Genomic DNA, 13,713 nt, shown 5'->3' with positions numbered 1-13,713 from the left:
GGCGGCGGCTTCCAGAACTACCCGGACGACTACGCCGTCATCCAGAAGCTCTCGGACGAGAACCAGCTCACCATCCGCCTCGCCTACAACCTGTTCACGCAGAAGCCGAAGCAGGAGAAGGACGACTTCCTCAACTGGACGAAGACCTCGAAATACAAGCAGGGCAACGACTATTTCCGGCACAACGGCGCCGGCGAGATGCTCGTCTTCTCCGCCGCCGATTTCGAGGATTTCCGCGAGCCGCGGCCCGACATGCCGCCGGAGATGGAGGGCGATCTCGAAGGTGTCGTGCGCATCCTCGCCGAGAACCGCTGGCCCTGGCGCCTGCACGCGACCTATGACGAGACGATCTCGCGCGCGCTCGACGTCTTCGAGAAGGTCGACAAGGACGTTCCGCTCAAGGGGCTGAACTGGTTCTTCGACCATGCCGAGACGATCTCGGAGCGCTCGATCGACCGCATCGCTGCGCTTGGCGGCGGCGTCGCGGTGCAGCACCGCATGGCCTATCAGGGCGAGTATTTCGTCGAGCGCTACGGCGCGGCTGCGGCCGAGGCGACACCGCCGGTGGCGCGCATGCTGGAGAAGGGCATCAAGACCTCGGCCGGCACCGATGCCACACGCGTCGCCTCCTACAACCCCTGGGTCTCGCTCTCCTGGCTCGTCACCGGCAAGACCGTCGGTGGCCTGCGGATCACGCCGCAGCGCAACTGCCTCGACCGCGAGACCGCGCTGAGGATGTGGACCGAGAACGTCACCTGGTTCTCGAACGAGGAGGGCAAGAAGGGCCGGATCGCAGTCGGCCAGTTCGCCGATCTGATCGTACCCGACCGCGACTTCTTTGCCTGCCCGGAGGACGAGATCTCGCATATCTCGGCCGACCTCACCGTCGTCGGCGGCAAGGTCGTCTATGGCGCCCGCGATTTCGTGAGGCTCGACGAGAGCGCCCCGCCGCCGGCGATGCCCGACTGGTCGCCGGTGCGCACCTTCAAGGGCTACGCCGCCTGGGGCGAGCCTGACGGCGCCGGCAAGAACTCGCTGCGCCGGGCGGCCATGACCAACTGCGGCTGCGCCAGTTCCTGCAACGTCCATGGCCACGACCATGCCGGCGCCTGGTCGAGCAAGCTGCCAGTCGGCGACCTCCGCAGCTTCTGGGGCGCGCTCGGCTGCGCCTGCTGGGCGGTGTGACATGGCCGGGAGCGACCAATCGGCGGCGGTGCCGCGAACAGGCGTGCTGCGCTGGTGCGCGCTGCTGCTGCTCTGCGCGGCCTATATCCAGGGGCCGGTGACAAAGATCCTCGATTTTCCGGGCGCCGTCGCCGAGATGGATCATTTCGGTCTGTTCCCGGCGCCGCTCTTCGCCGTCGGCGTCATCGTCTTCGAGCTCGCCATGAGCGCGCTCATCCTGGTGGGTCGCTGGCGAGGGCTCGCGGCGCTGGCGCTCGCCGGCTTCACGCTCGCTGCCACCTTCCTCGCCTTGCGCTTCTGGGAGATGCCGGCAGGGCAGGGGCGGATGATGGCGATGAACGGCTTCTTCGAGCATCTCGGACTGATCGGCGGCTTCATCCTGGTCGCGATCCACGATCGCGCCCGCAAGGGAGTCACGCGATGAGCGTCGCCTCACCTCCGGCTGCGTCCTCCGGCTTCGCGCCGCTGCGCCAGAAAGTCTTCGCCGTACTCTGGGCGGCGACGATCATCGGCAATATCGGCTCGTTCATGCGCGACGTCGCCAGCGCCTGGCTGGTCACCGACCTCTCCGGCGCGCCGGCGGCGGTGGCGCTGGTGCAGGCGGCGGCGACGCTGCCGATCTTCCTGCTCGCCATCCCGGCCGGCGTGCTCTCGGACATCCTCGACCGCCGCAAGTTCCTGATCGCCATCCAGATCCTGCTCGGCTGCGTCAGCCTCTCGCTCATGCTCCTGGCCGGAACCGGGCAGCTCAGCGTGCCCGCCCTGGTCGGCCTGACCTTCCTCGGCGGCGTCGGCGCGGCGCTGATGGCGCCGACCTGGCAGGCGATCGTGCCCGAGCTCGTCGGCAAGGCCGACCTCAAGAGCGCGGTGGCGCTGAACTCGCTCGGCATCAACATCTCCCGCGCCATCGGCCCGGCGCTGGGCGGGTTGATCCTCGCCGCCTTCGGCGCGGGCTTCACCTATGGCGCGGACGTGCTGAGCTACGTCATCGTCATCGGCGCCCTGATCTGGTGGCGCCGCGCGCCGGGCGCGGACGATGCGCTGAGCGAACGTTTCGCCGGGGCCTTCCGGGCCGGGCTGCGCTATGCCAGGGCGAGCCGGGAACTGCATGTCGTGCTGTTGCGCGCGGCGATCTTCTTCGCCTGCGCCAGCGCGGTCTGGGCGCTGCTGCCGCTGGTCGCGCGCAACCTGCTCGGCGGCGGCGCCGGCTTCTACGGCATCCTGCTCGGCGCGGTCGGCGCCGGGGCGATCGGCGGCGCCATCCTTCTGCCGCGCCTGCGCGCCCGGCTCGATGCCGACGGGCTGCTGCTGTTCTCGGCCGTCCTGACCGCGCTGGTCATGGCGGTGCTGACGCTCTCGCCGCCGCAATGGCTCGCCGTCATGATCCTGCTGCTGCTCGGCGCGGCCTGGATCGTGGCGCTGACGACGCTCAACGGCGTGGCTCAGGCGATCCTGCCGAACTGGGTGCGCGGCCGGGCGCTCGCGGTCTATCTGACCGTGTTCAACGGCGCGATGACGGCCGGCAGCCTCGGCTGGGGCGCGGTGGCGGAAGCGGCCGGCATCCGCGGCACGCTGCTGATCGGCGCGGCCGCGCTGCTGGTCGCCGGCCTGGTCATGCACCGGATCAAGCTGCCGGCCGGGGAGGCCGATCTCGCGCCATCCAACCATTGGCCGGAGCCGCTCACCGCCGCCACGGTCGAAAGCGATCGCGGCCCCGTGCTGATCCTGATCGAGTACCGCGTGCCGGCGGCCGACCGCGAGGCGTTCCTGCGCGCGATCAACGCGCTCTCGGCCGAGCGGCGGCGCGACGGCGCCTATGGCTGGGGCATCACCGAGGACACGGCCGATCCGGAGAAGCTCGTCGAGTGGTTCATGGTCTCATCCTGGGCCGAGCATCTGCGCCAGCATCGCCGCGTCTCCAAGGCCGATGCAGATCTGCAGAAGGAGGTCGCGCGCTTCCATGCGGGTGAGGGCGGCCCAGTCGTGCGACACTTCCTGCACGTCGACCCGCCGCCGAGCCTGGTGAAGCATCGAGGGGAAACAGAGCCATGAGAGATTGCGTCTGACGCGGACTGCACGGGCGACGCCTGCGCAAAATCATTGCCCCGCCACGCGTTGCCAAGCATTCACCCGGTCGCCCAAAGGAGAGCAACATGTCCAAGTATCTGGAAGTCCTGACCCCGAAGAACTGCCAGCTCATTTTCATCGACCAGCAGCCGCAGATGGCGTTCGGCGTGCAGTCGATCGACCGGCAGGTACTGAAGAACAACGTCGTCGGCCTTGCCAAGGCTGCGAAGGCCTTCAACATCCCCACGACGATCACCACGGTCGAGACGAACAGCTTCTCCGGTCATACCTATCCGGAGCTGCTGGCGGTCTTCCCTCAGAACAAGATCCTGGAGCGGACGTCCATGAATTCCTGGGACGACCAGAACGTCCGGGATGCGCTCGCCGCCAACGGCCGCAAGAAGGTGGTTGTCTCCGGCCTCTGGACCGAGGTCTGCAACACCACCTTCGCGCTCTGCGCCATGCTCGAGGGCGGCTACGAGATCTACATGGTGGCGGACGCCTCCGGCGGCACCTCCAGCGACGCGCATAAATACGCCATGGACCGCATGGTTCAGGCTGGCGCGGTGCCGGTGACCTGGCAGCAGGTTCTGCTCGAATGGCAGCGCGACTGGGCGCATCGCGAGACCTATGATGCCGTCATGGCGATCGTGAAGGAGCATTCCGGCGCCTACGGCATGGGCGTCGACTACGCCTACACCATGGTCCACAAGGCGCCGGAGCGCGTGACCCATGGCGAGACGATCGGGCCGAATGCCGCCAAGTGAGCTGAGCGAGCGATGATGCCGCCGCGGTTGCTCGCGGGGGCATCACCATGATGGCGCCGACCTCGCTTGCGCCCGCGACATGATCAAGCCGAGCTAGGTGTCCTTCTGCGAGGGCTGCTGCGCCGCGTCATCGCAGTAGCGTTGCCAGGACACGTTCAGGTGGTGTGCGACGGCCGCTTCGGCACCATCTTCGTCGCCCCGGACGATCGCATCCAGAATGGCCCGGTGCTCGTCGAGCACGGGCTTGATGTCGTGCGGCCGGCTGTTGAACAGACGGGCGTGGTGCAGATGCGGATGCAGATTGCGCACGGCCTGTGCGAGGATCGCGTTGCCGGAGGCTGAGAGGATGGCCTCGTGGAATGTCTCGTCGAGCCGGCTGGCGCTGACATAGTCGTGGTCGTCGGCGCCTTCTTCGGACAGCTTCCTCTCCATGGCTTCGATGCTGGCGCGCATCGCGATGATCGATTCTGCCTGCCGGGTGCGTGCAAGATGTCGGGCGGCAAAGCCCTCGTTGAGGATGCGGAAATCCTTGAGCTGCTCGAACCACGCGCGCGGAGGTTCGGGCGCAACCGAAAAGCCGGTGAAGGAGACCGATGCCACCAGACCGAGCCCGCAGAGCCGCGTCAGCGCTTCACGAATCGGTGAGGAGCTCACCTCCAGCTCGCGTGCGAGCGCATCGATGTTGAGCTTCGCACCCGGGGCGTAGACACGGTCAAGGATGCGCTGCGTGAGCAAAGCAGCCACCTGATCGACGAGCGCTACGCGGGTAAGAAGCGGCTTGCCGGCCATGACGCCTCCCTTTTCAGCCTATCGCTTTTCTTGCTATTGACGACCGTCGATCATCGATCATGCACGATTCTTATATGTAAACGATCGAGGTACGACCGCCAGTTTGGCTGGGAGAGGGATCAGCATCCGAGGGCGACTAACGTGAAGATGGCTGCGGCTTTGACAGGCCCAGGCGTTGCCAGGAGCGGCGTTCATGCAAGTGTCGACAGGACGGGACGCGAGGGGCTTTTTCGGCGAGCGCGTCGCCGATCATTTCGGGATGCCGGGCGAGGTCGTCTCCGAGTTTCATCTCGACGGCCAGTTGGGGTTGGCTGCCACGCGGTTGTCCTGCGGGCGCCGCTTCAGGGAGCGCACAAGCCAGACCCATAGCGAGGGTGCGTTCTCCATTCTCTGCCAAATCGACGATCTCGAATGCCATTCCGGCTGGCTCGGGGGGCAGAGATATCGCTCAGGCCGCTTCCGCGCGAAATCCGTGAACGTCGTGGATTTGCGTGAAGATCCGCAGTGGCAGTTCAGAGGCCGCTTCGACGCTCTCCAGTTCTATGTTCCTGCCGACGGGCTCGCGCTGATTGGCGCTCAGCACGGAGGCCGCACCGCTTCGACATTGCGCTCGGAAGGCGAGGCCCCGGACGAGATTCTGTGGGGGCTGTCGCAGGCGCTGGTTCATGCCTCCGCTTTGCCCGGCGCGAATCAGCTTCTGACCGATCAGATCGCGATGGCTCTCCTGGTCCATTTTGCGCGCGCCTATGGCGGCCTCGAAGCCGAAGCCGCCGCTGGATACGGAGGGCTTGCCGCCTGGCAGCAGCGCCGGGCCAGGGAGATCATGACCGCACGATTGGCGTCGAACCTGACGATCGCACAGGTGGCGAGCGAGTGCCGGTTGACGCCCAGCCATTTTGCCCGCGCGTTTCGGCAAAGCCTCGGTGTGGCACCCCAGCGCTATCTGCTGCAATTGCGGGTGTCGGAGGCGAAGAAGCATCTCGTCCAGCAGCATCTGCCGCTCTCCGATATCGCGTTGATGTGCGGCTTCGGGGACCAGAGCCACTTCACGCGCGTCTTTCGCCAGCTTGCGGGCAGGACGCCGGGCGCATGGCGCCGGAACTTCCAGGGCAGCGACGCCGAATAGCTGTCGGGGATCAGGCAAAGCCTGCCGTTGCCCCCTCGCTATGCCGAACCGACGATACTTGGAGGCAAATCCGAGATCGCCGCTGCAGATTCCTGATCAATCCCGGCGAAGCGCGATCCAATCGGCGCGTGCTCTAGCATAGGGGTTGCGCGGGGTTCGCGCCGACACCTGAGCCCATCAGCCGGGCGCCCTCACGCACATCAATTATCGACGGAAGCCGCCGCCGTGGAAGCCACCGCCTCCGTGGAAGCCCCCGCCGCCGAACCCGCCCCCGCCGCGGAAGCCTTCCAGATGTTCGCCCCTGAAGCGGGCAGCCTGTTCACGATCGAAGTTGCGAAAATCGCCACCTCCGGCATTGGACCAACGCCCGTTCTGATGCTGCTGCCAGCCTTGCGCGCCGCGCCGCATCACCTCGCCATCGCGTCCGGCATAGAGGTCGTTGGCACGCGGGTGGTTCTGCCTGAGGTCGCTGACGCTGTTCCGGGGGCCTGGGCCGCCCGGGCGACTCTCCAGCCGCTCGCCTGCGCGGCTTTCGAGCCGATTGCCCAGATTGTTGCCGACCTGGTTTCCGAACCGGTTGCCGATGTTGGCATTGACCCGGTCGCCGACGCGGTTGTCGATGCGCGTGCGCACCGTGTTGTTGCCCCAGCGATTGTAGATGTTGGCGTTGTTGAAGTTGAAATTGTTGATCACGACGTTGCCGCCGCCGTGCCAACCCCATCCTCCCCAGCCCCGTCCCCAGGCGCCGCCGCTCCAGGCAGCGCCGGCGATGGCGCCGATCGCAAAGCCCGTCGTGGCGCCCCAGGCGAAGGCTGCGCCATAGCCATAGGTCAGTGGCGCCGGGTACCAGAAGTCCCCGACCCAGGCCGGGTAATAGTAGCCGGTGCCGTAGACCACGACCCCGCCCGGCGCGACACGGTGCCGTAATAGCCCGGCGTATAGCCGACATAGACGGTGTCGGCGGTCGAGCGGTAGACCTTGGCATAGGTGACGTAATGCAGCGGGGATTCCGGCGGAATGGTGTAGATCGCCGGCGGGACTTCGGTGGCCACCTGCCAGGGACCGTTGGGGCCGGCGGCGGTGAACCAGACGCCGTTCTCGATGGCATAATAGGTGCTGCCGACCCTGATCACCGGAACCGAGGCGTTGACGACATATTCGAGGCTGGTGCCGGGGACCGGCTTCATCTCCGGCTTGCCGTCGACCTGGACATTCGGCTTGGCCTTGCGGCGGTCGACCGTGGCCGTCTGCGGGATCTGGTTGTCGATCAGCGATTCCTGAGCCTGCACCGTGCCGCTGACGGAAGCCAGCACGTCGCCCTTGGGGTGGCTCTCGGGAATCTTGGCGAAATCGGCAGGCAGTTTGTCGCTCGCGACGAAGCTCCAGGGCCCCTGCGCCAGCGACGGAGAGCGGAACCACCGGCCTGAAATCAGGACGTAGTGATCCTGGGTGCTGACATCGACGATGATCTGGCTGCTGGTGTTCTTGACGTAAAGCAGCTGGGTTGCCGGGATCGGTGCATATTCCGGCTGGCCGGCTGTCTGCACGAGTTCAGTAGGCTGCAGGCTGACGTCTATTCTCGGCGTGTTGCCGCGTTCGACGGTTTCCTCGATCTCGGGCGGCGCCTCATCCATCAGATTGGCGCGGGAACCCGCCGATTTCAGGGTCGCGGCCAGGGATGCGGGCGGGCTCGCGACGACGGACCAGCTGCCATCGGGCTCCTTGGCCGACCACCACTTCTTGAGCGCGCGCAGATAATAGGTGGCGCCGCTCTCGTCGAACAGCATCAGTGCCGGCGTGTTGATGACGCGCAGGAGCTTGCTGCCGGTGATCTGGCGCAGCTGCGGCTTGCCATCGACCAGCACCAGCATTGCGGGTGTTTCGCTGAAGATGATCTTCGGCGGATCGTTCCTGACGGGCAGGGCCTTGGTCGTCGTCTCCGCCTCGGCGACCGCGAGGCTCGCCTGCAACCGGGCCAGCGAGATCGTACGCAGACCGGTGCCGGCATGCTGACGGAGCGCCGCGGCGTAGGCATCGGCATTGGCGGGATCGGACGGGAAGCTCGCCTTTACGACCTGGATATTGTCGAGCGTCACGCTGTCGCTCTCCCGGTCGACCGCGGTGTGGGCCTTGAACCAGACGACGCCCAGCGTCTGCGCGTTGGTGCCGGGTTTGTCGACCGCAACGGCGGCACGCGCGTCCAGGGTGTCGTCCTGCCAGCGTTCGATCTGCGGCTGGTAGACGGTGATGCTGCGCTCGGCATCCTCGACCAGGCGAGGCCAGGCCGCGTCAGCATGCGCCACATCGGCGGGCCGCGACGCCGCGGCCCGCCCTGCCTGGGCCAGAGCCGGCGCCGCCGGCGGGACGAGTATGCAGGTTATCGACAGAAGAGCGACCGTGTTCCGGAGGTGCGACTTAAGGGTCTGGCGCATCCGGCTTCTCCTTGTCCATCCAGCCCGGCGCCCGAGTGCCGGGCGCGATCAGCGGTCGCAGCGATGATAGCTCGTCTCCACCTCGGGAAATTCGGGGTCGAAGCGGACGAAGGTGCCGTCGTCCTTGAAGCGGATCGAGACTGTCATGGTGTCGAACATGATCTTGTCCGCGCAACTGAGAAGGAGCGTCGTCACGTCGCCCTTCTGCTTGGAGGATTTCACGTTGCAAGTGGCGTTCGCGCCATTGATCCGGTTGCCGTTGACGATGAAGGCGCTCCAGCCATCGAGCGTGCGCTTGAGCGCGAGCTTGCCCTTGCTCTTGACGAAGACCTGATCGCAGGTCGAAGCGGTCGTCGTCCAGGCCCCGTCCATGCGGTCCACGGCGTGCGCCGCACCACTCAGCAAGGGAAGGGCGAGGACAAGGATCCCAAGGCCGGCCAGTCGCTTTCCACTTTGCATCTGCACTCTCCCATGCGTTGAAAAAACAAGAAAATCTGCGGCAGGCCGGGCAGAGGGGCAGGTCATGCACTTCGCCGATTGGGAACGGTGCCGCGTCGAGACCACTATCAGGTCATTCTTGCCGATATCTTCCGCCACGGAAACGTGCCCCCGACGTCTCGGGCGTTGTGCCCAGCCTGAAAATGCTATCCGTTCTGATCAGTGCTTGGTGGGAAGGCTATGATGATTGTCGACTGTGGGGTGTCTTGATATCAAGATGTACCAAGACATTCCCGTCAATCACGAGGCGCGGATCGTGGTTGCTCTGCGGTTGAGGATGGCTCGCGGCGACGTCGCGGCATCTGGCGGCGGCAGCGCGACAAGCCGGGCTGCGGAAGCGATCAGACTTTGAAACAGGATGCCGCCAGCAAGCCGGCTCGGCGCGCAAGCCTTGCACGCGATATTGCCAGGGCGGCTGGCCGTGAAGGGGTCGTCCTTGCGGTCGGGGCGGCGGCATCGATCGGCCTGCTGGACCTTGTCGGAGAGGCAAGGGCAGCCGGCAGGCCGCTGACCCTTCTGCGAAGCTGCACCATAGCGACACCGGACCTCGAGCCCCTCCTGCCCGAACCACCCTCCATCTCCCCCGGCAAGGCTGGCGCCGACGATACGGGAGATGACGATGAGGAAGACGAGGCGGACGACGACGACGACGAGGAGGATCCTCCGCCCTCCGGCTTCGTCTCGCCCGGCTTGGGCGGCTGCATCGTCGTCTCCGGAACGGTGAATGCCGGGCTCCAAGGCGACAACTATCGAGCGAATGCCCTGGCGCGCGCGACAGGGCTCGTGCCGCAGAATACGACGAGCTTTCCGCTCAGCACGACCTTTCGGATCGAAAGCGGTCAGTCGCTTGCCAATGGCCATTATCTTGCAACGGCCTTCGAGTTCTCGATGGACACGAACAGCGGCGGTGGCACCGACGTCACGATCGGCGAGGCGAGCATTACACTGGGAGCCTTCAGCGCCGGGTTGGCCAGCTCGCGCTTCGATTTCTGGACCGGTGACGAGTTCGCCCTGGTCGGGCGCATTCCCAGCCGCACCGTTGCCCTGATCGGCTACGAGCGACCACTTACCGAAGAGCTAAGCCTCTCGCTGTCGGCCGAAGATGTCTCCGCCGACCAGCGCATTCCGCTGCCGACCGCGGGGCGCCGCCTGCCGGACGGCGTGGCCCGCCTTGTCTATGAAGGGGAAGCGTTGACCCTGCATGGTGCGGTGGCGTTGCGGGAGGTTTCGCGTATCGGTGCGCCGAGCCTGTCGGGGCGGGCGGCCATCATCGGCGCGACCTGGGAAGGCAGCGTGCTCGACCGGTCGTTCACCCTGTCCGGCCAGATCGCCGGCGCTGTCGATGCCCCCGCCTATGTCGGCTCGCTGCTCGACCGGCGCACGGCATTGCCGTTCTTGACCGGCGACCAGACGACGCGCGGGTGGTCCGGCCTCGTCTCGATCGGTTGGGATTGGTCGGACGAATGGTCCAGCAACGCCTATCTCAGCCGCTACAGCCTGACGCTGCCGCGCGCAGGCGACATCGGCGGGCAGGTTCGGATCGATCGAATGTCTGCGAACCTGATTTGGAGGCCGGTCACAGGCCTGCGCCTCGGACTGGAGGGATCACTGGCCTGGCAACGCCTCGACATCGTCGGTTCGGCGCGTGCCGCAGCTCTTTCCGGCACGCAAAGCACCGCCCAGATCTTCATCGAGCGGGTATTTTAGCTCTTGGAGACGTTTTGGAAACCCGAGCCCGCATCTGAGCAGCTGCGTTAGCGACGGAATGGCTCCTCAGGATGAAGGCTCGGGGAATTCTCAAAAAGGCTCTTATTCCAGCTCTCCTGCCGACGGCACGTTCACCGTCGACGCGCGGTATCCGGTTCTCGGTCCGTCAACGGGTCTGAGCCGCCGCGAAGGCGAGGTTCTCGGCGAGCAGCGCTTCGGCGAGGGCCGGCGTGGCAGCCTCCACATAGACGCGCAGCTCGGGGGCATTGCCCGAAGCCCGGAAATGGACCGTGCTGCCATCAGCCAGCGTCAGGCGCAGACCGTCGCGGCGGTCGCGTGCGACCACCCCGCCGTGGCCGGAGAAGCTGTCATCGCGAAACGCTGCATCGTCGGTATCGAGCCTGGCGATCAATGCAGCGGTGCGATCCTGGGGGATCTCCTGGAGCCGGTTCGACAAGGCAATGGCGAAGGCGGCCTCTGACGCGATCTCGCTCAGCTGCTTGCCCTGCCGCGCCTTGAGAGCGAGCGTCGACAGGATCGGGAGCATCGCATCGCGCGTCGGCAGGGCCGCCAGCACGCGTCCATCGCGGGTGACATTCGAGCCGAGCAGCACACCGCCATTGGCTTCGAAGCCGACGACGACCGCTGCGCCCTCGTTTGAGGCCTGTTCCATGCCTGCGATGACATAGGGTGAGCCGACGCGCGTACGGAACACGCGGGCGAAAAGCCCCGGCCGGTTGAGCGCGGAATTCGAGGTGACGGGGGTCACGATCGCATCGGCCCCGAGAAATTGCGCGGTCAAGGCGCCGACGAGATCGCCGCGCAGAAAGGTTCCCCGCTCATCCGCGACGAGGGGACGGTCCGCATCGCCATCCGTCGATACGATGGCATCGAGCCGCTGCTCGGCGGCCCATTGCCGCGCCAGGGCCTCGTCTTCAGGACGCAAGGCTTCGGTATCGACGGGGATGAAGCTGTCGCTGCGTCCCAGCGGCAGAGCTTTCGCGCCGAGCGCGGCGAGAACCTCGCAGATCGCGTCCCGGCCGACGGAGGAATGCTGGTAGACCCCGACGGTCAGCCCCGCGAGGGCCGAGCTGCCGAAGAAATCCGCATAACGGGCTTGGTAAGCCGTCAGCGCATCATAGGGTGCAGTCTTGGCCTGCAGGGTGGGCATCGCGCTCAGGCCCAGCCGGCCATGCCAGGCCAGGATCTGTGCCTCGTCGGCCTTGTCGATCTCGCCCTGCGCCCGGTAGAATTTCAGCCCGTTGCGGTCATCGGGAATATGGCTGCCCGTCACCATGATGGCCGCGCAGCCGCGTGTCATCGCGGCCAGAGCCAGTGCGGGTGTCGGGACGGTCCCGCAGTCGATGGGAACGAGACCCGCATCGACGATCGCCTGAGCAGCCTGACTGGCGATCAGCGGGCTCGATGAACGCAAGTCCCGCCCGATCAGCACGTCTGCCTGCGCTTGCGTATCATTGTCGCGGAGCATCGCGCAGAAGGCGCGAACATGGCTGTAGGTCGGCAGGCCGACGAGTTCGCCGACAAGGCCGCGCAGGCCGGAGGTTCCGAATTTCAGGCTGGTCATGAGAGGAAGATCGTCCCGAGCTCGAACGCTGTTCAAAGGATGGAAGGTGAATATCAGAATTCATTGCTTGGCTTCAGGTGCCGCATCGACGGCTTGTTTCCTGGTCCGGCTTGACGGCCTCCTTCGCTCGCTTCGCCCTCAAATGTTGTAGAAGGAGCGATACCATTCGACGAAGCGCGTGATGCCCTGCTCGATCGGCGTCGCAGGGCTGAAGCCGGTGCGAGCCGCCAGATCGCCGACATCGGCATAAGTCGCGGGCACATCGCCGGGCTGAGATGGCAGCTGCCTCTTGATGGCCTTGCGTCCACAGGCTTCCTCGATCACCGCAATAAAGCGGTCAAGCCGGACCGGCGTGTGATTGCCGATATTGTAGATGCGGAACGGCGCAGATGCCGTCGCGGGATCGGGGTCGGAAGCATCGAATTTCGGGTTGGCCACAGGCGGCAGGCCGGCGAGCTTCACGATCGCCTCGCGGATGTCGTCGACATAGGTGAAGTCGCGGCTCATCTCGGCCTCGGCATAGACGTCGATGGGCTGGCCCTCGAGAATCGCTTTGGTGAACTTGAAGTAAGCCATGTCCGGACGACCCCAGGGGCCGTAGACCGTGAAGAAGCGCAAGCCAGTCGTCGGAATGGCGTAGAGGTGCGAATAGGCATGGGCCATCAGCTCGTTCGCCCGCTTGGTCGCGGCATAGAGCGATACGGGATGGTCGGCGCGGTCATGCTCACTGAACGGCACCTTGGCGTTCGCGCCGTAGACCGAACTCGATGAAGCGTAGACGAGATGGTCGACCGGATGCCGGCGGCAGGCTTCGAGGACGGAGAGGAAGCCGTCGAGATTGGCGCTCGCATAGGCACGGGGATTGTCGAGCGAGTAGCGCACGCCGGCCTGGGCGCCGAGATGGATGACGACCTGCGGCCGGAACGCGGCAAAAGCCGTCTCCAAGCCGTCATAGTCGGCAATGTCGCACTTTTCGAACGAGAAGCCGTTGCGCGCCTGAAGGCGGTCGAGCCGCGCCTGCTTCAGCGCCGGATCGTAGTAGGGGGTGAGGCTGTCGATGCCGAACACCTCCACGCCCGCATCAAGGAGAGCCTCCGCGACGTGAAAGCCGACGAAACCGGCGGCGCCTGTCAAAAGCACACGTTCAAACGGCAGATTGGCTTTCATGCGATCATCTTCGTTCGTGCGGTTCTGGCGTCTTATTCGCGATGCGCCGCAACGTCGCAAGCGCCGCGCGACGATTTTGACACGCAAGGGGGATGCGATGCTCGGGCCGCGATCTTGATGGGCGCGCGGAACCATGCCGATCGCCGAAAGCATGGGCAGGCGGCGGTCGTCGTCATGCGTGCCAGCATCCCCAGAGGGATGCGCGTTCGCGACCGCCGCCTCGGCCGCGATGCGGCTGGATCGATTGCATCTCGGCTGATTTCGTTTCAGGACAGCGCAGCTTTGAGCTTAAGTCCACCCGTTGATATCCGCGCCGCAATCGGCGGATAGGCGAGATGAGAACAGACGACGCGGGTGTGCTTCCGGAAGCGGCGTCTTCCGCATCCCGGA

13 protein-coding genes are annotated in these 13,713 nt (G+C 65.8%); 7 read left to right on the top strand and 6 right to left on the bottom strand.

Going from position 1 to position 13,713, the window contains the following annotated elements; genetic code table 11:
* The 4 genes from AC1DIN_RS24305 to AC1DIN_RS24290 all read left to right on the top strand — a co-directional run.
* Window positions 1-1,185, top strand: a 1,185-nt coding sequence (locus AC1DIN_RS24305) for an amidohydrolase family protein (RefSeq protein WP_476811619.1), incomplete at its 5' end; no start/stop codon positions are given.
* Window position 1,186: 1 nt separating this feature from the next.
* Window positions 1,187-1,609 (top strand): DoxX family protein, encoded by a 423-nt coding sequence (locus AC1DIN_RS24300; protein WP_476811618.1) that lies wholly within the window; start codon window positions 1,187-1,189, stop codon window positions 1,607-1,609.
* The gene (locus tag AC1DIN_RS24295; RefSeq protein WP_476811617.1) at window positions 1,606-3,237 is read left to right on the top strand and encodes an MFS transporter; all 1,632 of its coding nucleotides are present in this window, start codon (window positions 1,606-1,608) and stop codon (window positions 3,235-3,237) included. Before AC1DIN_RS24300 ends, AC1DIN_RS24295 begins: the two co-directional genes overlap by 4 nt.
* A gap of 101 nt (window positions 3,238-3,338) precedes the next feature.
* The gene (locus AC1DIN_RS24290) at window positions 3,339-4,019 is read left to right on the top strand and encodes a hydrolase (RefSeq protein ID WP_441472556.1); all 681 of its coding nucleotides are present in this window, start codon (window positions 3,339-3,341) and stop codon (window positions 4,017-4,019) included.
* 93 nt (window positions 4,020-4,112) lie between these two features.
* Here AC1DIN_RS24290 and AC1DIN_RS24285 read toward each other — a convergent pair whose 3' ends face one another.
* Window positions 4,113-4,808, bottom strand: coding sequence for a GntR family transcriptional regulator (locus AC1DIN_RS24285; protein WP_476811616.1), 696 nt, complete (start codon window positions 4,806-4,808; stop codon window positions 4,113-4,115).
* A gap of 193 nt (window positions 4,809-5,001) precedes the next feature.
* Here AC1DIN_RS24285 and AC1DIN_RS24280 point away from each other — a divergent pair, with 193 nt between their 5' ends.
* Window positions 5,002-5,934 carry a helix-turn-helix domain-containing protein gene (locus AC1DIN_RS24280; protein WP_476811615.1) on the top strand — a complete coding sequence of 311 codons (933 nt, stop codon included), beginning with the start codon at window positions 5,002-5,004 and terminating at the stop codon, window positions 5,932-5,934.
* A 204-nt stretch (window positions 5,935-6,138) separates the two neighbouring features.
* Here AC1DIN_RS24280 and AC1DIN_RS24275 read toward each other — a convergent pair whose 3' ends face one another.
* The 3 genes from AC1DIN_RS24275 to AC1DIN_RS24265 are packed head-to-tail and all read right to left on the bottom strand — an operon-like array spanning window position 6,139 to window position 8,825.
* Window positions 6,139-6,831 carry a hypothetical protein gene (locus AC1DIN_RS24275; RefSeq protein ID WP_476811614.1) on the bottom strand — a complete coding sequence of 231 codons (693 nt, stop codon included), beginning with the start codon at window positions 6,829-6,831 and terminating at the stop codon, window positions 6,139-6,141.
* Entirely contained in the window at window positions 6,765-8,366 is a 1,602-nt protein-coding gene (locus tag AC1DIN_RS24270; RefSeq protein ID WP_476811613.1) for a hypothetical protein, read from the bottom strand. The genes AC1DIN_RS24275 and AC1DIN_RS24270 overlap by 67 nt, the downstream gene beginning before the upstream one ends.
* A gap of 48 nt (window positions 8,367-8,414) precedes the next feature.
* Complete coding sequence (locus AC1DIN_RS24265) at window positions 8,415-8,825, bottom strand: hypothetical protein (protein WP_476811612.1); 411 nt, start codon at window positions 8,823-8,825, stop codon at window positions 8,415-8,417.
* Window positions 8,826-9,212: 387 nt separating this feature from the next.
* On the opposite strand from AC1DIN_RS24265, the gene AC1DIN_RS24260 reads away from it, so the two are divergent.
* Window positions 9,213-10,571, top strand: a complete 1,359-nt coding sequence (locus AC1DIN_RS24260) for a porin (RefSeq protein WP_476811611.1) — start codon at window positions 9,213-9,215, stop codon at window positions 10,569-10,571.
* A gap of 166 nt (window positions 10,572-10,737) precedes the next feature.
* Here AC1DIN_RS24260 and AC1DIN_RS24255 read toward each other — a convergent pair whose 3' ends face one another.
* Entirely contained in the window at window positions 10,738-12,156 is a 1,419-nt protein-coding gene (locus AC1DIN_RS24255; protein ID WP_476811610.1) for a phosphomannomutase, read from the bottom strand.
* Window positions 12,157-12,294: 138 nt separating this feature from the next.
* A complete protein-coding gene (locus AC1DIN_RS24250) occupies window positions 12,295-13,311 on the bottom strand; it encodes an NAD-dependent epimerase (protein WP_441472674.1) in 1,017 nt (338 codons plus the stop codon).
* Between AC1DIN_RS24250 and AC1DIN_RS24245 the strand changes: the two genes are divergently transcribed.
* Window positions 13,258-13,653: a hypothetical protein gene (locus AC1DIN_RS24245; protein ID WP_441472679.1), complete on the top strand. Its 396-nt coding sequence runs from the start codon at window positions 13,258-13,260 to the stop codon at window positions 13,651-13,653. The two genes, AC1DIN_RS24250 and AC1DIN_RS24245, sit on opposite strands and share 54 nt — an antisense overlap.
* Window positions 13,654-13,713: the final 60 nt, after the last annotated feature.

It is taken from the genome of Allobosea sp. 05T438 (assembly GCF_056396025.1).
Note: the sequence above shows the minus strand (reverse complement) of the source record. Positions and strands in the feature narration are given on the sequence as shown.